The organism is Devosia sp. SL43 (assembly GCF_021729885.1).
GTDB lineage: Bacteria > Pseudomonadota > Alphaproteobacteria > Rhizobiales > Devosiaceae > Devosia.
Genome location: NZ_CP063401.1, coordinates 4105748 through 4127590 on the forward strand (window position 1 = coordinate 4105748; position 21843 = coordinate 4127590).

A 21843-nucleotide genomic window follows, 5' to 3' on the forward strand; every position below is an offset into this window, starting at 1 on the left:
CACAGGAGAGAAGACGATGACCAAGCACTTCCTGCCGCTCCTCACGGCAGCCTTCCTCGCCTCCACCGCCGGTGCCTTTGCCGCCGGTGAACTGACCTATGTGGTCAACAACGAAAGCGCCAAATACGATCCAGGCACCACCGCCGAGACCTTTGCCGCCCCCATCATCGGCAACACCTTTGAAGGCCTCGTCCGTTTCGACGCCGCCGGCGAAATCGTCCCCGCTCTGGCTGAAACCTGGGACGTCTCGGAAGACGGCCTGACCTACACCTTCCACCTGCGCGATGCGAAGTGGTCCGATGGCAAGCCGGTCGTATCGGGCGACTTCGTCTACGCCTGGAAGCGCGTCCTCAATCCCGCCACCGCCGCCATGAATGCCCCGATGCTCTATTCCATCGTCGGCGCCGAAGAGGCCTATAATGCCGGCGGCGCCGGTGACATCGCCATCTCCGCCCCCGACGACAAGACGCTGACCTTCACCCTCAAGCAGCGCGTCCCCTACATGATGCAGCTGCTCACCTACACCACCTTCTTCCCGGTCCGTCAGGACGTGGTCGAAGCCGATCCCGAAGGCTGGACGCGCAACCCCGCCACCTTCATCGGCACTGGCCCCTTCCGCGTCACCGAGTTCAACGCCGGTGAATCCGTCGTGTTTGAGAAAAACCCCGAATACTATGATGCCGACGCGGTCTCGCTCGACAAGCTGACGTTCCGTCTGATCCCCGATCCGGCAACGGCCCTCGCCGCCATGGAAGCCGGCGACGTCGACGGCATCGAATCCGTTCCCGCGCCGGAAATCCCGCGCCTTTCGGTCGAATCCGACGCCTTCATGGTCGTGCCGGCTCTGGGCACCACCTACGCCTTCTTCAACCCCAACCAGGCGCCGCTCGACAACCTCAAGGTCCGCGAGGCCCTGTCCATGGCCATCGACCGCGAGGAAATCGTCGAGTTCGTGCTCCAGTCGGCCGATATTCCGGCCATCGGCTTGGTACCCCCCGGCATGACCTTTGGCGGCAAGGACTTCACCGACGGGCGCGATACCTTCGGCCTAGCCCCCACCGCAGAAGTCGAGGCCGCTCAAGCCATGCTGGCCGAAGCCGGCTACCCCAATGGCGAAGGCTTCCCGTCGACCCTTTACGTGACCTACTCGTCCCCGCCGATCGAGAAGCTGCTCGAAGCCATCCAGCAGATGTGGAAGGAAAACCTCAACATCGACGTCCAGATTCAGGCGTCCGAATGGCAGGTTTTCTATCCTGAAGTCCAGAAGGTCGAATACCAGATCGCCCAGATGGGCTGGGGCGCCGACTATCCGCACCCCATGACCTTCCTCGACAACTTCGTCACCGGCAGCCCGAACAACCTCGCCAACTGGTCCAACCCCGACTACGACGCCGCCATCGCTGCCGCCAAGGCAACCGGCGACGAAGCCGAGTCGGTCGCCGAAATGCAGAAGGCTGAGGCCATCCTGATGAACGACCACGTCATCCTGCCGCAGTACCACCGCAACAACTACATGATGATGAGCCCCAAAGTGACAGGCTTCTGGCGCTCGACGCTCAACGTGCCGTATTTCCGCGATGCGGTGATCGCGGAGTAGTTTGCACAGGGTGTCGGGATTACCCGGCACCCACCCCACTACTGAGTGTGTGGCAGGTCCATCCCCAATCCACCGGGTCCACCCTCCCCCTTGTGGGGAGGGAAGCGAGATAGGACTTAGCTTCAGCTAAGTCCGTTGAATCGAGCAGGGTGGGGGTGTCTCTCCGCGAGTCCAGTACTCTCGGCCCACCCCCTCCCTTGATCCCTCCCCTCAAGGGGGAGGGTGTCGACTGATACATGCCGGCAAAAGTTCATAAGGGCCCTCACTCCTCGTCCCCCTTAACCGCCTCCATCGACACATGCGTCGACGTATGCGCCACATGGGGCAGGGCGCTGATCCGCTCGCCCAGCACCTCGCGATAATCAGCAATATCCTTCGTCCGCACCTTGAGCAGATAGTCAAAGCTCGACGCAATCATATGCGCCTGCTCGACCTCCGGTATCGCCCTTACCGCCTTGTTGAACGCCGCCAACGCAGCCTTGCGCGTATCGCTCAACTTCACTTCGACAAACGCCACATGCGGCAGTCCCAGCCGCTTGGGGTCAATCACCGCCCGATAGCCTAATATGTACCCGGCCTTCTCCAGCCGGGTAATCCGCGCCTGGCACGGCGTCTTGCTCAGGTTCACCCGCCGCGACAGCTCCGCCACACTGATGCGTCCGTCTTTGGCGAGTTCAGCCAGAATGTTCCGATCGATCTGGTCCAAAGTCTCGTAGGTGACGGTTTTCATGGGTTTTAGTCCTGCACAACACCCTCAGGATAACGCTTTGCGCCGCCTGGTGCCAACAGATCAGGCGAAACGCCTGCAGATCATCTGGCACACTGCCTCAACTTACCCCATGTCATCCCGGCGAAGGCCGGGATCCATGTCCGTGGCTGTGAGCATGATCAAGGGTGTAGGGCGTTCACCGCATGGTTTCCGGCCTCCGCCGGAATGACATCGGTGGGAGATGAGGCAGAGGAACTATGACCGACATCATCATCGAAATCCGCAACACTCTCCGCGTCCACAACCTCGCCGATGAAACCCAGCTCGTCCGCGACCTCATCACTGCGACAGGCCTCGACGCCACCGCCCGTACCGCCATCTCGTCCCACGCCGAGTCCCTCGTCACCACTGTCCGCAAAGGCAACCGCCTCGGCCTAATGGAGAGCTTCCTCGCCGAATACGGCCTCGCCACCGACGAGGGCGTCGCCCTCATGTCCCTCGCCGAAGCGCTGCTCCGCGTCCCCGATGCCGAAACCGTCGATGCCCTCATCCACGACAAGGTCGGCGGCGCCGATTGGCCGGCCCATTTCGGTGGTTCTCCCAACCCACTTGTCAATTTCTCGTCCTGGGCCCTGAGCCTCACCGCCGACGTCCTCGGCGATCCCAAAATCGGCCCGCGCAATGCCCTGCATCGTGCCGTCGCCCGTCTCGGCGAGCCTGTGATCCGCACCGCCGTTGCCCAGGCCATGCGCCTCCTCGGCAGCCAGTTCGTCTTCGGGCGCACCATCGACGAAGCCATCGTCAACGCCCGCAAGCCCGAAGCCCAGGGCTACCGCTACTCCTACGACATGCTCGGCGAGGCCGCCCGTACCGGCGCCGACGCGGTTCGCTACTTCGACGCTTACGCCCGCGCCATCGCCAGCCTGGCGCCGCATTGCACGGCCCCCTCGGTGCGCGACAACCCCGGCATCTCCGTAAAGCTCTCCGCGCTCCACCCCCGTTACGAGTTCGCCCAACGCCACCGCGTCATGGCCGAACTCGTTGATGCGACTCGTAAATTGGCGCTGTCAGCCAAAGCCGCGAACATGGGCTTCAACATCGACGCCGAGGAAGCCGACCGCCTCGACCTCTCGCTCGACATCATCGCCGAAGTCCTGGCCGCGCCCGAGCTCGGGGGATGGGATGGTTTCGGCGTCGTCGTCCAGGCCTATGGCAAGCGCGTCCTGCCACTGATCGACTGGCTCGACGCAACCGCGACATCGCTGAACCGCCGCATCATGGTTCGCCTGGTCAAGGGCGCCTATTGGGACGCCGAGATCAAGCGCGCCCAGGTCATGGGCCTCGACGGCTACCCGGTCTTTACCCGCAAGGCCTCGACCGACATCAGCTACATCGCCGCGGCGAAGCGGCTCTTCGCCGCGGGCAACATCTACCCGCAATTCGCTTCCCACAACGCCCATACCGCCAGCGCCGTCCTGCACCTGGCGGCCGAAGCGGGCAGGGGGCCGGAAACGTTCGAATTCCAGCGTCTCCATGGCATGGGTGAACGCCTGCACGAAGTCCTGCGCACCACAGCGGGCACCCGCACCCGCATCTATGCCCCGGTCGGCGCCCATAAGGACCTCCTCGCCTACCTCGTCCGCCGTCTGCTCGAAAACGGCGCCAACGGCTCGTTTGTGTATCAGATCGCCGACGAGGACATCCCGGCGTCAGTGGTGGCCGAGGACCCGATCGCCAAGGTTATTGCGCTCGATGGAGCCTCCGAGTGGAGCGGTCCCTCCCCCTATCAGGGGGAGGCTAGCTGGGGGTACTCCGATGCTTCCGGCATCCCCAACCCGGCCATCCCGGCCCCATCGGCCATCTTCGCCCCGCGCCTGAACTCCGCCGGCCTGGACCTCACCGACTCCATCGCCTTCCCAGCAATGGACGCCGCCCGCTCCACCTTCCGAACCACCCAGTGGCACGCATCTCCCATCGTGGCCAACCGTCACCCCCTCCCATCCTCCCCCATCAAGGGGGAGGTGCCGCTCGGTGGATGGGACTCGATCGATGGCAAAGAGTGGAGAGAAACCTCCCCCTCTGATGGGGGAGGTAGGAGGGGGTGGGGCCCAACGCTCGGTGCCGCCAGATTGATGAATCCCGCCAACCCCACCGACCCCATCGGCACCGTCACCGACGCCACCCCAGACGACATCACCACCGCCATCACGGCGGCCACCACCTCCGCCTGGCCGCAAACACCATTGCAAACTCGCGCCAATCTCCTCCGCGCCACCGCCGACCTCTACGAAGCCAACCGCCCCGAACTCTTCGCCCTCCTGTCCCGAGAAGCGGGCAAGACCTGGGCCGACGCCGTTGCCGAAGTCCGCGAAGCCGTCGACTTCCTCCGCTATTACGCCGAGCACGCCGAGGCCCAGCCCCTCGCGGCGCCCCGCGGCCCCGTCGCCGCCATCTCGCCGTGGAACTTCCCGCTGGCCATCTTCACCGGCCAGATCGCCGCCGCCCTCGTCGCCGGAAACCCCGTCCTGGCCAAGCCTGCACCACAGACTCCACTCATCGCCTACCGCGCCGTCCAGCTGATGCACGAAGCCGGCATTCCGCCCGATGCCATGCAGCTCCTGCCCGGTGCTGGCGAAGTCGGCACTGCGCTGACGAGCAACTCCGCCATAGCTGGCGTGGTCTTCACCGGCTCGCTGCCCACCGCCCGCAGGATCGACCGCGCCATGGCCGCCAATCTGGCTCCATCAGCGCCGTTGATCGCCGAAACCGGCGGCCTCAACGCCATGATCGTCGACTCCACCGCGCTTCCCGAACAGGCCGTGCGCGACATCCTCGCGTCGGCCTTCCAGTCTGCCGGCCAGCGCTGCTCGGCTTTGCGCGTTCTATACGTCCAGGAAGACGCCGCCGACCGCACCATCGAGATGCTGAAGGGTGCCATGGACGAGCTGACCCTGGGCAATCCCTGGGACCTCGCCACCGATATCGGCCCCGTCATCGACGAAGCCGCAAGAGCAAAAATCCAAGCCCATATCGATAGTTACGAGAAAAACGGGAATCTGATTCATCGCTTGAAGACGCCTGAGCAGGGCACCTTCGTCGCGCCCACCGTCCTCCGCGTCAAAGGCATCACCGACCTGACCGAAGAAATCTTCGGCCCGGTCCTCCACGTCGCCACCTTCAAGGCCGACGAGCTCGACGCCGTCATAGGGGCCATCAACGCCTCCGGCCATGGCCTGACCTTCGGCCTGCACACCCGCATTTCCTCCCGCGTCCGCCAGGTCTCGAACACGGTCAAGGCCGGCAATATCTACGTCAACCGCAACCAGATCGGCGCCGTCGTCGGCTCCCAGCCCTTCGGCGGCGAAGGCCTCTCTGGCACCGGCCCCAAAGCCGGCGGCCCGCATTACCTGCCACGTTTCACGCTGGGCCATGGCGACGTTCAACAAGCGCCGCTGCCTCTGCCTGGTCCCACAGGCGAAAGCAACGTCATGCATGTGAGCCCGCGCGGCACGGTCCTTTGCCTGGGCCCCACGGCCGCCGACAAGCAAGCGCAGGCCGCGATGGCCGCAACCCTCGGCAACACCGCCATTCTGGCTGAACTCGATCTCGACGCCCTGGCCCATGCCAGAACCTTCGACGCCGTGGCGTACTTCGCCGAAGACGCCGATCTGCGCACCATCCGTATCGCTTTGAGTTCGCGATCGGGGGCGATCATTCCGCTACTGACGTCAGTGGATGAAGCCAACCGCCTCGTGGTGGAACGCCACGTTTGCATCGACACGACTGCCGCTGGCGGCAATGCGACGCTAATGGCGCAGGCAGGGTGATGCTGCGTGGCATTTGATCGCCCACCCACCGGCCGTCACCCTCGGGCTTGAACCGAGGCGCTGGGCGAGACCTGTTATCGCGCCACAACGGCCGCCAGCTTCGCCGGCACCGCAATCAGCTCCCGGATCGTCCGCACCCGCTCCGGCGCATAATACCCGTCCACATCCAGCATATTCACAGTGCCCACCAACTCGCCGCCAAGCACCACTGGCATATTCACCACGCTCTGGCAGCCCAGCGAATTGATCAGCCCGTAATCCGGAAACACCTTGGCGATATCGGCGATCGTATTGGCCACGAAGTACTGCCGCTGCTTATGGACGATATCGAACCAAGCGTCATAGCGGATCGGCTTGGTGCCGGAGGTCGGATAGTTCTCCGGGTCGCTTGTATAGGCCCGCCGCGCCACTTCGGCCTCCATGTCCACCGTCATATAGGTGAACAGCTTCGCCCCCACCGTCGCCTGCACCAGCGCTTGCAGCGCCGCAAACGCCGTGTCGGCATCTTTGGCATTGGCAATGGCCGCGTCAAACCGCGCGACGGCTTCAAAATGCTCAGTCATGAAAGTTGGTCCTTAGGCAATCACGCTGGCCCGGCCTTCCGTGGCCGCCAGCAATTCTCTCGAATAGGGCTCGACGAGTTCGCCGCGCTTCAGCAGCCCCACATCAGCCACCTCCACCATCCGCCCATGCCGCATCACGGCCAGCCGATCGCAGAGAAAACTCACCACCGGCAGGTTGTGCGTCACCAGCAGATAGGTCAGCCCCTGTTCCTTGCGCAGACGCTTGAGCAGGTTGAGAATTTCCGCTTGCACAGACACGTCCAGCGCCGAAGTCGGCTCGTCCAGCAGCAGCACCTTGGGCTCCAGCATCAGCGCGCGGGCAATCGCCACGCGTTGCCGCTGCCCGCCCGACAGCTGATGCGGAAAGCGAAACCGGAAGCGCTGGTCCAATCCCACGGCCTTGAGCATCGCCTCGACCCGCTCGCCGCGATTGCCGATGCCGTTGATATCAAGCGGCTCGCTCAGCGTGGCGTCGATGGTCTTCCTCGGATGCAGCGAGCCATAGGGGTCCTGGAACACCATCTGCACCTGCCGCGCCACTGCGCGCTCGATGCCATGCGTCCGCGCCTTGCCCAGCACAGCAATCTCGCCCGTCCAATCCGGCGCGAGACCGGCAATGGCCCGCAGGATCGTCGACTTGCCCGATCCGCTCTCGCCCACCAGCGCAAAGCTCTCGCCCTCTGCTATGTCGAGGTTCACCCCATGCACGACCTTGGTGTCGCCATAGGAAATATCGAGGTTCTCAAGACTGATCGCGCTCATGTGCCCGTCCATTGCGTCCGGTCGAGCACCGGCAGTTCATCACGGCTTTCATCGATAGTTGGCATCGCCGCCAACAGCCCCCGCGTATACGGATGCTGGGCCTTTTCAAGCTCACCCGCCGCGCATTCCTCGACGACCACGCCCGAATTCATCACCAGGATCCGGCCGCAATATCGGCTGACCAGGTTGAGGTCGTGGCTGATCAGGATCAGCCCCATGCCTTTGGTTGTCACCAGATCGTCTATGATATCGAGCACCTGTGCCTGCACGCTCACATCCAGCGCCGAAGTCGGCTCGTCCGCGATCAGCAGCTCCGGCTCGGGGATCAGCATCATGGCGATCATCACCCGCTGACCCATGCCACCGGACACCTCATGCGGATAGAGCCCGGCCACGCGCTTGGGATCATTGATCCTTACCGCCTCCAGCATCGCCAAAATCCGCTCATTCACCTCGCGCCGCGGCAATTTCTCATGCGTCACCAGCGCCTCGGCGATCTGCTCGCCGACCGTCATCACCGGATTCAGCGAAAACTTGGGATCCTGCATCACCATCGAAATGCGCGCGCCCCGGATCGACCGCATCTGCCTTTCCGACTGACTCAGGATATCGACGCCATCGAATGCCAGCCGATCCGCCGTCACCAGCCCCGGCTTGCGAATCAGCTTGAGGATCGCCCGCCCCGTCATCGACTTGCCCGACCCACTCTCGCCGACAATGCCGAGGCGTTCACGCCCCAACTCGAACGAGATGCCTTTGACCACCTCAACGCGGCCGCGATGGGTGGGGAAGCTGACGCGGAGGTTTTGTACCGAGAGGAGGGGCGACATCACTTGCCCTCGCTTTTGGGATCAAGCACATCGCGCAGCCCGTCACCAAGGAAGCAAAAGCCCAGACTCACGATGATGATCGCAAACCCTGGCATGGTCGCCACCCACCACTGGTCGAGGATGAACGTCCGCCCGCGCGAAATCATTGCGCCCCATTCCGGCAGCGGTGGCTGCGCCCCCAGCCCGATGAAGCCGAGGCCGGCCGCGGTCAAAATCACGCCCGCCATGTCCAGCGTCACCCGGATGATCATCGAAGACGTACACAGCGGCAGGATATGCTGCACGATCACCCGCAGCGGGCTTGCCCCCTGCAGCCGCACCGCCGCGATGAACTCCGCATTCCGGATGGTCAGCGTCTCCGCCCGTGCGATGCGCGCATAAGCCGGCCACGAGGTAATCGCGATGGCAATGATCGCATTGTTGATGCCCGGTCCCAGCGCCGCGACGAAAGCCAGCGCCAGGATCAGCTTGGGCATGCTGAGGAAGATATCGGTGAACCCCATCAATATCCGATCGGTCCACCCTCCGAAATAGCCCGAAACCGCCCCCACCAGCAGTCCCAAAGGCGCCGAAATCAGAGCCACGAGGCCCACAATGGTCAGCGTAATCTGGCTGCCCCAGATCACCCGTGAGAAGATATCGCGTCCCAGCTCGTCGGTCCCCATCCAATGGTCAGCCGATGGCGGCGCCAGCCGGTTCGCCAGGTCCTGGCCCGTTGCCGAATATGGCGCCAGCCACGGCGCAAAGATCGCGGTCAGCAACAGGATCAGGATAATCACCCCGCCCAGCACCGACAGCGGATTGCGCAGCAATGCCGTGAACACGCGATAGGCCCTGCCCGCATTGGCCTGCCAGCGGGATGTCGGCGAATCCTCAAGCAGCCAGTCGCGCGTCGTCATCGTGCCCTCGGGTCGAGGACGCGGTACAGCACGTCCGAAATCTTGTTGATGAAGATGAACACCGCCCCGATCACCAGCGTCGATCCGAGCACCGCATTCATGTCCGCGTTGAGCAGCGCGGTCGTCAGGTAATTCCCGATCCCCGGCCACGAAAATACCGTCTCGATCATCACCGACCCCTCGAGCAAACCGGCATAGCTCAGTCCGATCACCGTGATCAGCGGTACCCGTATCGGATTGAACGCATGCCGCCAAATCACCACCCGCTCGGGCACACCCTTGACCCGCGCCGTAGTCACGAATTCCTGGCTGAGCTGGTCCAGCATGAAGCTGCGGGTCATCCGCGCGATATAGGCCAGGCTGAAGAAGCCGAGCACCGATGCCGGCAGGATGAGGTGGTTGATGGCGTTCCAGAAAATCTCGAACTCGCCCTGGATCAGGCTATCCACCAGCAACAGCCCCGTGATCGGCGTGACCAGCCCATCGTAGAAAATGTCGAGCCGCCCCGGTCCGCCCACCCAGCGCAGCCGCGCGTAAAACAGCGCCAGCCCCACCAGCCCCAGCCAGAAGGCCGGCATCGAATAGCCCAGCAAACCCACCACGCGGATGATCTGGTCGATCACCGAACCCTGCCGGCTGGCGGCAATCACCCCCAGCGGCACGCCGAGTACGACGCCGATGATGATGCCGACTGTCGCCATTTCGAGCGTCGCCGGGAAGAACCGGCTCAGGTCCTCCACCACTGCACGACCGGTACTCACCGACTGCCCGAGATCGCCCGAAAACACCCCGACCACATAGTTGAAGAACTGCACCGGCAGCGGCTGGTCGAGCCCCATAGCCACCCGCGCTGCTTCGTAGACTTCATTGGTCGCCCGATCGCCGACTACCGCCAGCACCGGATCGATCGGGATCACCCGGCCGATGAAGAAGGTAATGGCCAGCAAACCGAGAAAGGTGAGGAAAACCGTCCCCACGAACCCAGCAATGGCAGATATACTGCGCCCCCATTTCCGTCCACGCGACGAAACCGGGGCAGGGGATACGGCAATCTGCGGCTCGATGCTCAAGCAGAAATCCTCTAGCGAAAACAGCGCTCTAAGCTCACAAGATGACTCTCTTGCAAACCGTGAAGGGCTTCATATTTCGCTTCCACCATACAGAAAACTTTGCTTATATCAAAAAAATTATGGTGGGACGCGATGGCAGGCAATGCACTGACCAAGGCCGAGACAGAGGGGCACCCCAAGGTGGGTGCGCTGATCCGTGCCCGTCGCCGCCAGCAGCACATGACACTCGAAGCCCTCGGCAAATCCGCTGAGGTTTCGGTGGGCTATCTCAGCCAGGTCGAGCGCGATCACGCTACCCCCTCGCTCGGCACATTGGCCCAGATCGCCCGCGCCCTCGGCGTTGGCATCGACTATTTCGTCTCCGCCCCGACGACCCAGACGGCGCTGACCAGGGCAGGGGAGCGCAATCGCTTTTCGCTCGACGGCTCGTCCATCATCTACGAACGCCTCGGTGCCGATTTCCCCGGCAACCAGCTTTCGAGCTTCGTCATGACCGTCCCGCCGGGCTACCGCTCCGAGACCGTGGCGCATGAGGGCGAGGAAATTCTCTACGTCCTCGAGGGCGCCATCACCCAGCGCCTCGATGGCGAAGAGATGATCATGAGCGCCGGGGATAGCCTGCATTTCCGCGGCAATCGCCCGCATTCATGGTCCAACCACACCGACCAACCGGCGCGCCTCCTCTGGACCGGCACGCTCACCCTCTTCCGCTCCTCGGCCAAGCCCAGCCGGCAGGTCGCGGCGGTAGCAAAACCCGGCCTCAAGCCGGTGAAAAACAAGAAAATCGTCAAACCCACGGAGAAACGCTCATGAAGATGCTTCGCGCCGCCTTGTTGGCGACCGCGCTGTCGCTGCCTTTGGCAGCCGGCGCCGTCTATGCCGCTACCCCCGCCGATGCGCTGGTCATTGCCCAGAACATCGATGATATCGTCGCGCTCGATCCGGCCCAGGCCTACGAATTCACCTCGGGCGAGATCAACACCAACGTCTACGATCGCCTCGTCGGCTACGAAGCTGAGGACACCACGACGCTGGCCCCCGGCCTCGCCAGCGAGTGGGTTGCCGACGACGCCGCCAAGACCATCACCTTCACCCTGCGCGAAGCCAATTTCGCCTCAGGCAATCCGGTGCGTCCGGAAGACGTGGTGTTCTCCTTCTCGCGCGTCGTGAAGCTGAACCTTACCCCGGCCTTCATCCTCACCCAGCTCGGCTGGACCCCGGAAAATATCGCCGACATGGTCACCATTGCCGATGGCAAGGTTGTCGTGAAGTACGAGGGCGATTTCTCATCGGCCTTCGTGCTCAACGTCCTGGCCTCGCGCCCGGCCTCCATCGTTGACGAAGTCCTCGTCATGGAAAATGCCGTCGGCGAAGACATGGGCAATGCCTGGCTCAACACCCATTCGGCCGGCTCCGGCCCGTTCGTGATGACCGATTACCGCCCAGCCGAAATCGTTCGTCTCACCGCCAATGAGGGCTACTTCCGCGGCGCGCCCGCAATGAAGTCGATCATCATCCGCCACGTCGCCGAAGCCGCCACCCAGCAACTGCTGCTGACCTCGGGCGACGTCGATATCGCCAAGAACCTCACCCCCGACCAGATCGCCGGCCTCCCCGCCGACACCGTCAAGGTCGATACCTATCCGCAGGCCGCCGTCCATTTCCTGAGCTTCAACCAGAAGTCGGAATCGCTGACGCCACCGGCCGTCTGGGAAGCCGCCCGTTACCTCGTCGACTACGACGGGATGACCCAGTCCTTCCTCAAGGGCCAGATGGAAGTTCACCAGGCCTTCTGGCCCAAGGGCTTCCCCGGCTCCTATGACGAAACGCCGTTCACCTACGACGTCGAGAAGGCCAAGCAGATCCTGGCCGATGCCGGCATCACCACACCGATCGACGTCACCCTGGACGTGATCAACTCGACCCCGTTCACCGACATGGCCCAGTCGCTCCAGGCCACCTTCGCTGAAGCCGGCATCAATTTCGAAATCCTGCCCGGCACCGGCGCCCAGGTCATCACCAAGTACCGCGAACGCACCCACCAGGCCATGCTGCTCTATTGGGGCCCCGATTTCATGGACCCCCATTCCAACGCCAAGGCCTTCGCCTACAACTCGGACAATTCCGACGAGAATTACACCGCCACCACCACTTGGCGGAACGCCTGGGCCGTTCCCCAGGAACTCAACGACCAGGTGACAGCCGCCCTCGCCGAACCCGATCAGGCCAAGCGCAACGCCGACTACATCGAGATCCAGAAGGAAGCCCAGGCCTCCTCGCCGATCGTCATCATGTTCCAGGCCGCTCTGACCATCGCCATGGCCAACAATGTCGAAGGCTACGTCAACGGCGCGACCTCGGACTTCGTCTACTACCGGCTCGTGACGAAATAGGTGCATCGCGGCGGTGGTCCCAAGACGCCGTCGCACCAGGAGCCGGGTCAGCGACCCTCTGGCCCGGCTCCTGACTTCCATCGAACTATCAGTCGGCCACCCTCCCCCCTGGGGGGAGGGAAGCGAGATAGGACTTAGCTTCAGCTAAGTCCGTTGAATCGAGCAGGAAGGGGGTATCTCTCCGCGAGTCCCGCACGCGTGGCCCCACCCCCTCCCTAGCCTCCCCCTTCAAGGGGGAGGTATCTCCCCACTCTTGAGGCGAGATCGAGCTTAACCCACCGGATTCCGCATGAACGCCACCCTGACCACCCGCCTGTCCGCCCTCCGTGCCCGCATGGCCGCCACCAACACCGACCTCCTGGTCATCGGCCCCTCGAGCCACATGCGCTACCTGGCCGATCTCTCGCCCCACGGCGATGAGCGGCCGGTCCTCCTCATGGTGTCGCCCACCTTCGCCGGCTTCCTCATGCCTTCGCTCAATGTCGACAGCTCCCGCCAGCACACCGATCTGCCCTTCTTCCCCTGGACCGACGCAGACGGCCCCGCTGCCGCGCTGGTCAACCTCCTCGCCGCCACCGGCGTGCCCGCAGCGCCCTCCATCGTCCTCGACGAAACCATGCGCACCGATTTTGCGCTGCTCGTCCTCGATGCTCTGCCGGGCGCGACCCGCCGCTTCACCAACGACACCGTCGGCTATCTCCGCTCCCACAAGGACGACACCGAATACAGCTTGCTCAAGGCTGCCCATCTCCTCAACGACCGCGCCGTCACCGCCGCCTTCGCCGCCCTCAAACCCGGCATGACCGAACTCGACGTCGCCGCGTTCATCGGTGAATTCTACAAAGCCAATGGCGCCACCACCGAATTCTGCTCGGTCTGCTTCGGCCCCAACGGCGCCTTCCCGCATCACCACACCGGCACCACCCAGCTCAAATCCGGCGACGCCGTCCTCATCGACACCGGCTGCCGCCTCGATGGCTACCCGTCCGACATGACCCGCATGGGCTATCTCGGCTCAGCTCCCGAGGGATATGGCCAGATCCACTCCATCGTCGACCGCGCCGTCGAAGCCGCCATCGCCGCCGCCAGGCCCGGCGCGAAGGCCAGCGACGTCGACAAAGCCGCCCGCGACATCATCACCGCAGCTGGCTACGGCCCCAATTTCCTCCACCGCACCGGCCATGGCCTTGGCATCGACGTCCACGAAACGCCCTACATCACCGCGACATCCGACACGGTGCTGGAAGAGGGTATGGTCTTCTCCATCGAACCCGGCATCTACCTGCAAGGCCAGTTCGGCCTCCGCCTCGAAGAGATCGTCATTATCCGCAATGGCGAGGCAGAGGTGTTCTCGGAGATGCCGAGGACGGCAGTAAGTGGCGGACAATAGAGCAGGGGAGACCTCATGGTGAGCCCCTCGAACCACGAAGTCGTTTGCGCAGAGCCACCCCATCCACGACGTCATCCCGGCGACGGCCGGGATCCATGTCCGGATGTCATCGCCAACTCAGCATTCGCGGCAGTGCCGGACATGGATTCCGGCCTGCGCCGGAATGACCCATCGGTCATGGACATTCTGATGCACCTCACCACACCTCGCCTCATCCTCCGCCCCCACACCGCCGACGACTTCGCCGCGTGTTGCACCCTTTGGACTGACCCCGACGTCACTCGCTTCATCGGCGGCCGCCCCAGCACCGAGGAAGAAGTCTGGTTCCGCATCCTGCGCTATGCCGGCCTGTGGAACCTGCTCGGCTACGGCTACTTCGTCGCCACCGATCGCGAAACCAACGCGATCGTCGGCGAATTCGGCCTCGCCGACTTCCACCGCGACATCGATCCACCCTTCGGCAATGCGCCTGAAGCCGGCTGGATCATGGGTTCAGGCCATCACGGCAAAGGCCTCGCTCAGGAAGCCATGAGCGCCATCCTTGCCTGGGCCGACCAGACCATGCCGCGCACCGCCTGCATGATCGATCCGGCCAACACGCCATCGCTGAAGCTGGCCGAAAGGCTGGGCTACCGCGAATATGCCCGGACGACCTTCAAGGACAGCCCGACCATCCTGTTCGATCGCATGTTGGGGTAGGGCGATGGGGCTCCCCACCCACAGGCCGTCACCCTCGGGCTTGACCCGAGGGCTCTACACTTTGCGGTGTCTCCGGTAAGTACAGGGCCTTCGGGTCAAGCCCGAGGGTGACGACTGAGGGATTGGGGCAGGGTCGCGACGGCCTTTAAGCGTCCGCCAGCAACAATCCCAAGCCAGCTGGCACATCCCGCTCGAACATCAGAACATCATCCACCACCGTCAGCCGCCCGTGATGCACCGCCGTCTTGCGCGCCGCCACATCCGGGGGCCCATCGGTCTGGCTCCGCTCGTCCCATTCCGGATGCGTGAAATAATACAGTGCCGCGTGATCCCCCACGACCACCACATCGGCATGCCGCAGGAATCTAATATCCATGGGATCGGACCCAGGCGCATCCCCGATGATCCCCTGCCGCTCCCAGTTCACCGCATCCCTGGATCGATACACGCCCTGGCCGCGCCACTCGTCAACGATCAGCCAGTGCCAGCCACCGAGCACGAACACATTAGGCCCCTCATGCGGCGCCGCATCCGGTGATCCAGGCAGCACCAGCCCCTCGAGTTTCCAGTCGTAGAGGTCCGTGCTGACAGCACTCCACGTACTCGAACCGGCATTCTCGTCCTTGTACCACATGCGCCACAGCCCATCCGGGCACTTGAGCACGCAGGCATCGATCACTCGCGGCGAGTTGAGCGTGAGCGGCCCCACCCGCGTCCAGTTCTCCAGATCGGGGCTGGTAAAATGCGTGATCGTCCGCGGCACGCCCGGCCAGTCGCTAGGCACACCCGGAATATAGCTCAGCCACATGTGATACTGCCCCTCGGCCCAGATCACCTCCGGCGCCCAGTGCGTATTGCCGCCAATCACATCGCCCGGCGCATCCAGCCCGGCCACCGTCCCGCGATAATGCCAACTCGCCCCATTGTCGGTGCTCACGGCCACCCCGATCGGCGAACCATGGATCCAGGTAAACTTCGGTCCCTCCGCTGCAGGCTGCCGGTTGGTGTAGAACATCCACCACTCCTGCGTGCCCTGCTTGCGGATGACCGTCGGGTCCGCTGCGCCGTCGGCAATCGGATCGCGATAGATCGGTGCGCTCATCAGCCGTAAACCCGCACCAGCCGTCCATCCGGCCGATTTACCAGCTTGCCTGGCTTACCGACCAAATCTCCCGCCAGCGCGACCATGCCCGGATCAGTGGCCAGCTTGCCATCGCCCGCATCCTCGGTGCTCAGCACGCTGGCCTTCAGCAGCCGCGAATACGGGTGCTCCGGATTATCCAGCACCGTCCGCGCATCACCCATTTCCACGATCCGCCCGCGCTGCATGATGATCAGTCGGTTGGAAATGTAATAGGCCGTCGCCAGGTCGTGCGTGATGTAGATCACCGAAACCTTGAGATCGTCGCGCAGGCTCTTGAGCAGGTTGACGATACTCATGCGCAGCGACGCATCCACCATCGACACCGGCTCGTCCGCCACGAGCAGCGGCGGATTGGGGATCAGCGCCCGCGCGATGGCCGCACGCTGCAACTGCCCACCGCTCATCTCATGCGGGTAACGCCCCTTCACTTCGGCCAGGCTCAGGCCGACCTTCTGCAAGGCCCCGTCCATTGCCCCATCCAGGTCGTCGCGCTTCTTCAGGTGCAGGAACCGCCTGGCCGTCGATTCCAGATACCGGTCGATCTGCTTGAGCGGGTTGAAGGCCTCGAACGGGTTCTGGAACACCGGCTGCACATTGGCCATGAATTCGAGCCGCTCCTGCCGCCCGACGCGATGACTCACCGTCTTGCCGCGAAAACTGATCTCGCCCGAGGTCGGTAGTTCCAGCCCCAGGATCATGCGGGCAAGAGTCGTCTTGCCCGACCCCGATTCCCCGATGATCGTGAAAATTTCCGGCGTCTCGATACTCAGCGACAGGCTGGCATCGTCCACCGCTCGCACCGTCTTGCGACCCAGAAAGCCGCCCATGGTGAAGGTCTTGGAGACATTGCTGACGTCCAGAAGCGTCGTCATGCCATTGCCTCCGCTACGCGTTCCGGTTTCACCAGCGGCTCCACATCGGCAGACCGCCAGCAGGCGGATCGATGGTCGTTCGCCACAGTCACCAGCGGCGGCACATCCGTCTTGCACTTGTCGATGGCCAGCGGACAGCGAGGATGGAAACGGCAACCCGCCGGCGGATTGGCCAGGCTCGGCGGCCGCCCTTCTAGCGCCGGTCGCTGCGTCCGGTCGCCAATGCGGGGCAGGCTCGCCACCAGATGCGCCGTGTACGGATGCTTGGGCGCAAAGAACATCTGCCGCGTCGGGCCTTCCTCGACCAGCCGCCCGGCATAGATGATGCCCACTCGGTCGGCCATGTTGGCATGCACGCTCATGTCGTGGGTGACGAACACCACCGAGCTTCCCATGTCCTGCTGGATTTCGCGGATGAGCCCCAGCACTTCCTTCTGTACCACCACGTCGAGCGCCGTTGTCGGTTCGTCGGCGATGACGAATTCGGGGTGACACACCGTCGCCAGCCCGATCGTCACGCGCTGCCGCATGCCGCCTGAAAGCTCGTGCGGATAGGCCTGCAGTACATCGGCTGTCAGTTTCAGCCGCTCCAGGTGCCCAAGCACCCGCTCGCGAAAGGCATCGCCTTTCAGTCCTAGCGGTTTGGCGGCAAAATCCTCGAATGTATTGCCGATGCGCCGCAATGGGTTCAGCACGCTCATCGAGCCCTGCATGATGTAGCTCAGATGCCGCCAGCGGATCGCCTCGATCTGTGCCTGGGTCGGGTTGGCCACATCGACTGGAATGCCCTTGAAGTCATACTTCACTGAGCCGGCAACGATCCGCATTGGCGGCCGGATCGCCGCCGCCAGTACCTTGATGAAGCTGGTCTTGCCCGACGAGCTTTCTCCGGCAATGCCGTAGATTTCGTTGCGGCGCACCGTCATGGTGATGTCATCGACGGCCCGCACTTCGCGGTTCACGCCAAAATAGTTCATCTGGTAATAGGCCTTGAGGCCTTCGACCTTGAGAATGTCCTCGGTCATGGCTCAGGCTCCCATGCGGCGCAGGCGGCTGCGCGGGTCGATATATTCGTTCATCGACACGGCCAGCAGGAACAGCCCGATAAACGCGATGACGATCAGCACGATCGGGATCACCACCCACCACCAGACGCCCACCACCATGGCCGAGTGGTTGTTGGCCCAGTAGAGCGTCGTTCCAACCGTGGGTATGTTGATGTTGGTGAAGCCAAGCACGGCCAGCGTCACCTCCATGCCGATCGACCACAGCATATTGGCCATGAAGGTAGCAAAGATGATCGGCATCACATAGGGCAGGTGCTCTTCCAGCATCACCTTGATCGGTGACATGCCCGCGAACACCGCATGGCGGGTGAATTCGCGGTGCTTGAGGCTGAGTGCCACAGACCGGATCAGCCTTGCGTCATAGGACCAGCCCAGCCCGGCCATGATCAGCGCCAACGTAAACGTGTCCAGGTTCGAGCGGAACACGAAGTAGAACAAGATCAGCAGCGGAAAGGTTGGCACCGAGACGAAGATGTCGTTGACGAACATCAACACCCGGTCGACCCAGCCGCCCAGATAGGCCGAGGCCAGTCCCACGGCGATGGAAATGATGCGGCTGAGTACCGCCACCATCACGCCGAACATCAGCGTATTGCGGAACGCGAAGGTCAGCACCCAGAACAGGTCTTGCCCGCGCGAATTGGTGCCGAACCAGAACTCTGCCGAAGGCGGGCTGTCCGGGAACGTCATGTAGATCAGGGTCGGATCGACTGGCGAAAAGAAACTCAGCAGCGAGAAGATCACAACGATGCCGACCATGATCAGGCCGAGCGAGAACTCGATATTGTAGCGGATGAGGTCGCGGAATACGGAAAACATGCGCTTACTCCGCCCGCACGCGCGGATCGATGATGGGATAGAGCAGGTCGATCACGAAAATCGAAACGGCCACTGCGATGATTGACACCGACGATACCGCCAGCACCAGTCCGAAATCGCCACGGTTCACGGCCTGGATCAGCAGCGAGCCGAGCCCGGGATAGGAGAAAACTTGCTCGGTGATGATGGCGCCGCCGAACACTCCGCCCAGCGCCATGGCCAGCGCGGTCAGCTGTGGTACGGCCGCATTGCGGAAGATGTAGGAATAGACGATCCGGTTCTTGCTGACGCCGGCAATCTCGGCATAGGTCACGTAGTCTTCAGTGATGATGTTGGACACCAGCGCCCGCATGCCCAGGAACCATCCGCCAAACCCGACCAGCACGAGCGACGCCGCTGGCAGGATGGAGTGGTGCAGGATGGACAGCACGAAGGGCAGGTTCCAGCCCGGCCGCACGTTCATGGCAAAGCCGTCGCTGATCGGCAGCACCGGCCACACCAGCCCGAAAATGATCAGCAGCACGAAGGCGAACACATAGTAGGGAATTGGCTGTGCCCCCACCGCGACAATACCGACGGCCTTGAGAATCTTGCTGTCCTGGTAGTAGCCAGCCAGTGCACCCAGCAAGTTGCCGACCACCCAGTTGATAACGGTAGCGACGGTCAGCAGACCCACGGTCCAGGGCAGGGCGCGCATCACTAGGTCCATGGCGGGCGTCGGAAACGCCATCAGCGAGGGGCCAAAATCACCACGCACCAATCTGCTCCAGAAACTGATGAATTGGTCCATCAGGGGCCGGTCGGTGCCATAGAGTTCGGTGAGGGTAGCGCGGAGCGCATCGGCTGCCGCGGCGCTGAAATTGCCGCGTGACGTCACCTGCGTCATCGCCTGTTCCACCGGGTCGATGGGTGACAGATGCGAGATGAAGAAGGCCGCCGAAATTCCGCAGGCCAGAACGGCGAATAGCTGGATCACGCGTTTGAGCGCGAAACGGAGATAGCCCATTGAGGTCTCCCGGTTGGTCTGGAGCAAGGCGGGCGACCGCCGCTAAAGGGCTCGCTGCCGCAGGTGCCTTGCAGAAGCTGGTGGCGTCCCAGTTGCCCGGGACGCCACCTCGCAGGGAGGAGACTAAGCGTTTACAGGCTTGAGCTGGGTCAGGATGTAGCGCGAATTGGCCCAGTTGTTGACGATATTGGCATAGGGCCGCTCCGCATTCGGGAAGCCGGTCCAGTGCTTTTCGGAATAGGCCGAGAACACGTTGAAGCTCATCAGCGGAATGATCGGCATCTCGTCGACCATCAGCTTCACGAACTCCTGGCCATATTCGACAGCCTTGGCCTCGTCGTTGAAATCCGAACCACGGATTTTCTCGATGAGTGCGTCAAGCCGCGGATCGGTCCAGCGCTGCCAGTTGCGTTCCGGCTGGCGCGTGCCCGGCTGAGCCAGGAACTGGCTGTGCCAGCTGTCCATGAAGAAGCTCAGGTCAGGGTATCCGCCCCAGGTCTCGATCGACCAGCCGATACGGGTGTCATACTCGCCGGCGGCAATCAGGTCGCCGTTGGGGATGACTTCCGCCGAGACGTCGATGCCGTTCTGCTTCCAGTTCTGTGCCACCATGGTGCCGAGGCGGCCAAGCACGCCTTCGGAGTCGATATAGAGGGTAAACTTGAATGGCTGCCCGTCGGGCATCATCCACTGGTTGCCGTTCTTGGTGAAGCCTGCCGACTCAAGCAACTCGCTTGCAGCCTGCGGGTTCTGACCCCACCAGCCATAGCCAAACGCATTGTTGATGGCTTCCGGATCGGTCGGGATCTGTTCGCCAAACTGCGGCTTGAGCATCTCGGCCATCGTGGCCCCGAATGTGGGGTCATATGGCTTGACCTTGGACTTGCCGGTATCGAGTTCGTAGCCGGTGATCCATTCCTGCATCGGTGCATGATAGAATTGCGGCTGCGTACCGGTTGGTGGCACGGCGATGGCCGACATCGTGGCGGCGCCGCGATAGCTGGACATGCTCATGGCCTTGGCGTCGAGCATCAGGGCGAGGGCCCAGCGCACGCGCTTGTCCTGGAACATCGGCTTCTGCGTATTCATCAGCACCGACACGAGCGTCGGGTCCGGATGACCGTAAGGGAAGCCCGGGAACCAGCCCTTGGCGGACGGATCCTGCTTGACCAGCGCAAACATGCCTTCGGGCGTCAGGTCGTGGATCATGTCGAGATTGTCGTTCGCCATCTCGATGAAGCGTTTGTCGACCGGGATGGCGCCACGATAGATGACGTATTTCGGTCCCGGCTCGCCAAACGACGCCATGGCCGTCTTGTCCCAGTCAGCGCGCTTCTGCCAGATATACCAGCCGCCGTTCGGATCGAAGCTGTGCAGCGTGTAGGGCCCGAGGCTGAGCGGCGGGTTATAGTCGAACTTGGTCGGGTCTTCGTGCTGCTCGAAAATGTGCTTGGGCATGATCCACGCACCCATCCAGCGCACCGAGAAGGTGGCATGGAAGCGCGAGTTCGGTGCCTTGAGCTTGAAATGCACCGTATAGGCATCGGGCGCCGTGACTTCAGCCACCTGGGTGGTGAACACGCCAGACCAGATCATGGTCGGGAATTTCTGCTGGGCGGTGACGGTGTAGAGTACGTCGTCGGCGGTGAACTCCTTGCCATCGCTCCACAGGATGCCCGAACGCAGATTGACCGTCATCTCGGTGAAATCGGCATTGTAGACCGGCGGGCCGGAAGCCAGGGAGTTGTAGATTGGTCCGTCGAGGCCGGCATCGGGATCGATATACCAGAACGTGTCGAAGGCCAGCTGGTGCAGGCCGGTCGACCAGCCGCCGCCGCTGGTGGCCCACAAGTTGAACCAGCCTGGATTTCGTGCCAGCCCCTCGGGGTTCTGGATGATCAGCGTTTCGTTGCGCGGAAAATCGGTCATCGGCGGAGCTTCGCTCTCCGCTTCCTGGGCCCAGGCCAGCGTATTCGCGCTGATCATCAGCGCGCCTGCAGCCGTGCCCATCATGAAGAAACGTCTATCCATATCTCTCATCCTCCCTTGTCGGACCCTGTTCGGGCTCCGTGTAACGATGCCCTCCAGCACCGTTTCATAAATCATACTTAACCAGTGATCTGGCCGTGTCAACGTGTGTCGTGATGTAAATCGGAAAACATGATACACAATACAGTGGGGCACGGCTTTGCCGTT

The 21843-nt window shown here is 62.9% G+C and carries 18 protein-coding genes; 6 read left to right on the forward strand and 12 right to left on the reverse strand.

The window, feature by feature from the left end:
• The first annotated feature begins 16 nt into the window (after positions 1-16).
• Positions 17-1597, forward strand: coding sequence for a peptide ABC transporter substrate-binding protein (locus tag IM737_RS20000; protein ID WP_236897115.1), 1581 nt, complete (start codon positions 17-19; stop codon positions 1595-1597).
• Positions 1598-1859: 262 nt separating this feature from the next.
• On the opposite strand, the gene IM737_RS20005 is transcribed toward IM737_RS20000, so the two are convergent.
• Positions 1860-2327 (reverse strand): Lrp/AsnC family transcriptional regulator, encoded by a 468-nt coding sequence (locus tag IM737_RS20005; RefSeq protein WP_236897117.1) that lies wholly within the window; start codon positions 2325-2327, stop codon positions 1860-1862.
• Between the two features lie 236 nt (positions 2328-2563).
• Here IM737_RS20005 and IM737_RS20010 point away from each other — a divergent pair, with 236 nt between their 5' ends.
• Complete coding sequence (locus tag IM737_RS20010) at positions 2564-6133, forward strand: L-glutamate gamma-semialdehyde dehydrogenase (RefSeq protein ID WP_236897120.1); 3570 nt, start codon at positions 2564-2566, stop codon at positions 6131-6133.
• A 74-nt stretch (positions 6134-6207) separates the two neighbouring features.
• On the opposite strand, the gene IM737_RS20015 is transcribed toward IM737_RS20010, so the two are convergent.
• Genes IM737_RS20015 through IM737_RS20035 form a run of 5 tightly spaced genes read right to left on the reverse strand, consistent with a single transcriptional unit; the run spans position 6208 to position 10185 of the window.
• A complete protein-coding gene (locus IM737_RS20015; protein ID WP_236897122.1) occupies positions 6208-6696 on the reverse strand; it encodes a GAF domain-containing protein in 489 nt (162 codons plus the stop codon).
• Positions 6697-6708: 12 nt separating this feature from the next.
• Positions 6709-7458 carry an ABC transporter ATP-binding protein gene (locus IM737_RS20020; protein WP_236897124.1) on the reverse strand — a complete coding sequence of 250 codons (750 nt, stop codon included), beginning with the start codon at positions 7456-7458 and terminating at the stop codon, positions 6709-6711.
• A complete protein-coding gene (locus IM737_RS20025) occupies positions 7455-8288 on the reverse strand; it encodes an ABC transporter ATP-binding protein (protein WP_236897126.1) in 834 nt (277 codons plus the stop codon). Before IM737_RS20025 ends, IM737_RS20020 begins: the two co-directional genes overlap by 4 nt.
• Positions 8288-9187: an ABC transporter permease gene (locus IM737_RS20030; protein ID WP_236897128.1), complete on the reverse strand. Its 900-nt coding sequence runs from the start codon at positions 9185-9187 to the stop codon at positions 8288-8290. The genes IM737_RS20025 and IM737_RS20030 overlap by 1 nt, the downstream gene beginning before the upstream one ends.
• Positions 9184-10185, reverse strand: a complete 1002-nt coding sequence (locus tag IM737_RS20035) for an ABC transporter permease (RefSeq protein ID WP_236899979.1) — start codon at positions 10183-10185, stop codon at positions 9184-9186. Before IM737_RS20035 ends, IM737_RS20030 begins: the two co-directional genes overlap by 4 nt.
• Before the next feature lie 204 nt (positions 10186-10389).
• On the opposite strand from IM737_RS20035, the gene IM737_RS20040 reads away from it, so the two are divergent.
• The 4 genes from IM737_RS20040 to IM737_RS20055 all read left to right on the forward strand — a co-directional run bounded on the left by IM737_RS20040 (position 10390) and on the right by IM737_RS20055 (position 14739).
• Positions 10390-11070 (forward strand): helix-turn-helix domain-containing protein, encoded by a 681-nt coding sequence (locus tag IM737_RS20040; protein WP_236897131.1) that lies wholly within the window; start codon positions 10390-10392, stop codon positions 11068-11070.
• Positions 11067-12650, forward strand: a complete 1584-nt coding sequence (locus tag IM737_RS20045) for an ABC transporter substrate-binding protein (protein WP_236897133.1) — start codon at positions 11067-11069, stop codon at positions 12648-12650. Before IM737_RS20040 ends, IM737_RS20045 begins: the two co-directional genes overlap by 4 nt.
• Before the next feature lie 289 nt (positions 12651-12939).
• Positions 12940-14040: a M24 family metallopeptidase gene (locus IM737_RS20050; protein ID WP_236897135.1), complete on the forward strand. Its 1101-nt coding sequence runs from the start codon at positions 12940-12942 to the stop codon at positions 14038-14040.
• 141 nt (positions 14041-14181) lie between these two features.
• Positions 14182-14739, forward strand: coding sequence for a GNAT family N-acetyltransferase (locus IM737_RS20055; RefSeq protein WP_236897137.1), 558 nt, complete (start codon positions 14182-14184; stop codon positions 14737-14739).
• A 145-nt stretch (positions 14740-14884) separates the two neighbouring features.
• Here the strand turns inward: IM737_RS20055 and IM737_RS20060 are convergent, their stop codons facing one another.
• The 6 genes from IM737_RS20060 to IM737_RS20085 all read right to left on the reverse strand — a co-directional run bounded on the left by IM737_RS20060 (position 14885) and on the right by IM737_RS20085 (position 21633).
• Positions 14885-15841, reverse strand: coding sequence for a hypothetical protein (locus tag IM737_RS20060; RefSeq protein WP_236897139.1), 957 nt, complete (start codon positions 15839-15841; stop codon positions 14885-14887).
• A complete protein-coding gene (locus IM737_RS20065) occupies positions 15841-16755 on the reverse strand; it encodes an ABC transporter ATP-binding protein (RefSeq protein ID WP_236897141.1) in 915 nt (304 codons plus the stop codon). The genes IM737_RS20060 and IM737_RS20065 overlap by 1 nt, the downstream gene beginning before the upstream one ends.
• A complete protein-coding gene (locus IM737_RS20070; protein ID WP_236897143.1) occupies positions 16752-17780 on the reverse strand; it encodes an ABC transporter ATP-binding protein in 1029 nt (342 codons plus the stop codon). The genes IM737_RS20065 and IM737_RS20070 overlap by 4 nt, the downstream gene beginning before the upstream one ends.
• A gap of 3 nt (positions 17781-17783) precedes the next feature.
• Positions 17784-18641 (reverse strand): ABC transporter permease, encoded by an 858-nt coding sequence (locus IM737_RS20075; RefSeq protein ID WP_236897145.1) that lies wholly within the window; start codon positions 18639-18641, stop codon positions 17784-17786.
• A gap of 4 nt (positions 18642-18645) precedes the next feature.
• The gene (locus IM737_RS20080) at positions 18646-19647 is read right to left on the reverse strand and encodes an ABC transporter permease (protein WP_236897147.1); all 1002 of its coding nucleotides are present in this window, start codon (positions 19645-19647) and stop codon (positions 18646-18648) included.
• 123 nt (positions 19648-19770) lie between these two features.
• A complete protein-coding gene (locus IM737_RS20085) occupies positions 19771-21633 on the reverse strand; it encodes an ABC transporter substrate-binding protein (RefSeq protein ID WP_442874223.1) in 1863 nt (620 codons plus the stop codon).
• Positions 21634-21843: the final 210 nt, after the last annotated feature.

Coding starts and splice junctions, on each gene's coding strand:
- IM737_RS20000 (WP_236897115.1), top strand. CDS start 17: ATGACCAAGCACTTCCTGCCGCTCCTCACGGCAGCCTTCCTCGCCTCC.
- IM737_RS20005 (WP_236897117.1), bottom strand. CDS start 2,327: ATGAAAACCGTCACCTACGAGACTTTGGACCAGATCGATCGGAACATT.
- IM737_RS20010 (WP_236897120.1), top strand. CDS start 2,564: ATGACCGACATCATCATCGAAATCCGCAACACTCTCCGCGTCCACAAC.
- IM737_RS20015 (WP_236897122.1), bottom strand. CDS start 6,696: ATGACTGAGCATTTTGAAGCCGTCGCGCGGTTTGACGCGGCCATTGCC.
- IM737_RS20020 (WP_236897124.1), bottom strand. CDS start 7,458: ATGAGCGCGATCAGTCTTGAGAACCTCGATATTTCCTATGGCGACACC.
- IM737_RS20025 (WP_236897126.1), bottom strand. CDS start 8,288: ATGTCGCCCCTCCTCTCGGTACAAAACCTCCGCGTCAGCTTCCCCACC.
- IM737_RS20030 (WP_236897128.1), bottom strand. CDS start 9,187: ATGACGACGCGCGACTGGCTGCTTGAGGATTCGCCGACATCCCGCTGG.
- IM737_RS20040 (WP_236897131.1), top strand. CDS start 10,390: ATGGCAGGCAATGCACTGACCAAGGCCGAGACAGAGGGGCACCCCAAG.
- IM737_RS20045 (WP_236897133.1), top strand. CDS start 11,067: ATGAAGATGCTTCGCGCCGCCTTGTTGGCGACCGCGCTGTCGCTGCCT.
- IM737_RS20050 (WP_236897135.1), top strand. CDS start 12,940: ATGAACGCCACCCTGACCACCCGCCTGTCCGCCCTCCGTGCCCGCATG.
- IM737_RS20055 (WP_236897137.1), top strand. CDS start 14,182: ATGGATTCCGGCCTGCGCCGGAATGACCCATCGGTCATGGACATTCTG.
- IM737_RS20060 (WP_236897139.1), bottom strand. CDS start 15,841: ATGAGCGCACCGATCTATCGCGATCCGATTGCCGACGGCGCAGCGGAC.
- IM737_RS20065 (WP_236897141.1), bottom strand. CDS start 16,755: ATGACGACGCTTCTGGACGTCAGCAATGTCTCCAAGACCTTCACCATG.
- IM737_RS20070 (WP_236897143.1), bottom strand. CDS start 17,780: ATGACCGAGGACATTCTCAAGGTCGAAGGCCTCAAGGCCTATTACCAG.
- IM737_RS20075 (WP_236897145.1), bottom strand. CDS start 18,641: ATGTTTTCCGTATTCCGCGACCTCATCCGCTACAATATCGAGTTCTCG.
- IM737_RS20080 (WP_236897147.1), bottom strand. CDS start 19,647: ATGGGCTATCTCCGTTTCGCGCTCAAACGCGTGATCCAGCTATTCGCC.
- IM737_RS20085 (WP_442874223.1), bottom strand. CDS start 21,633: ATGATCAGCGCGAATACGCTGGCCTGGGCCCAGGAAGCGGAGAGCGAA.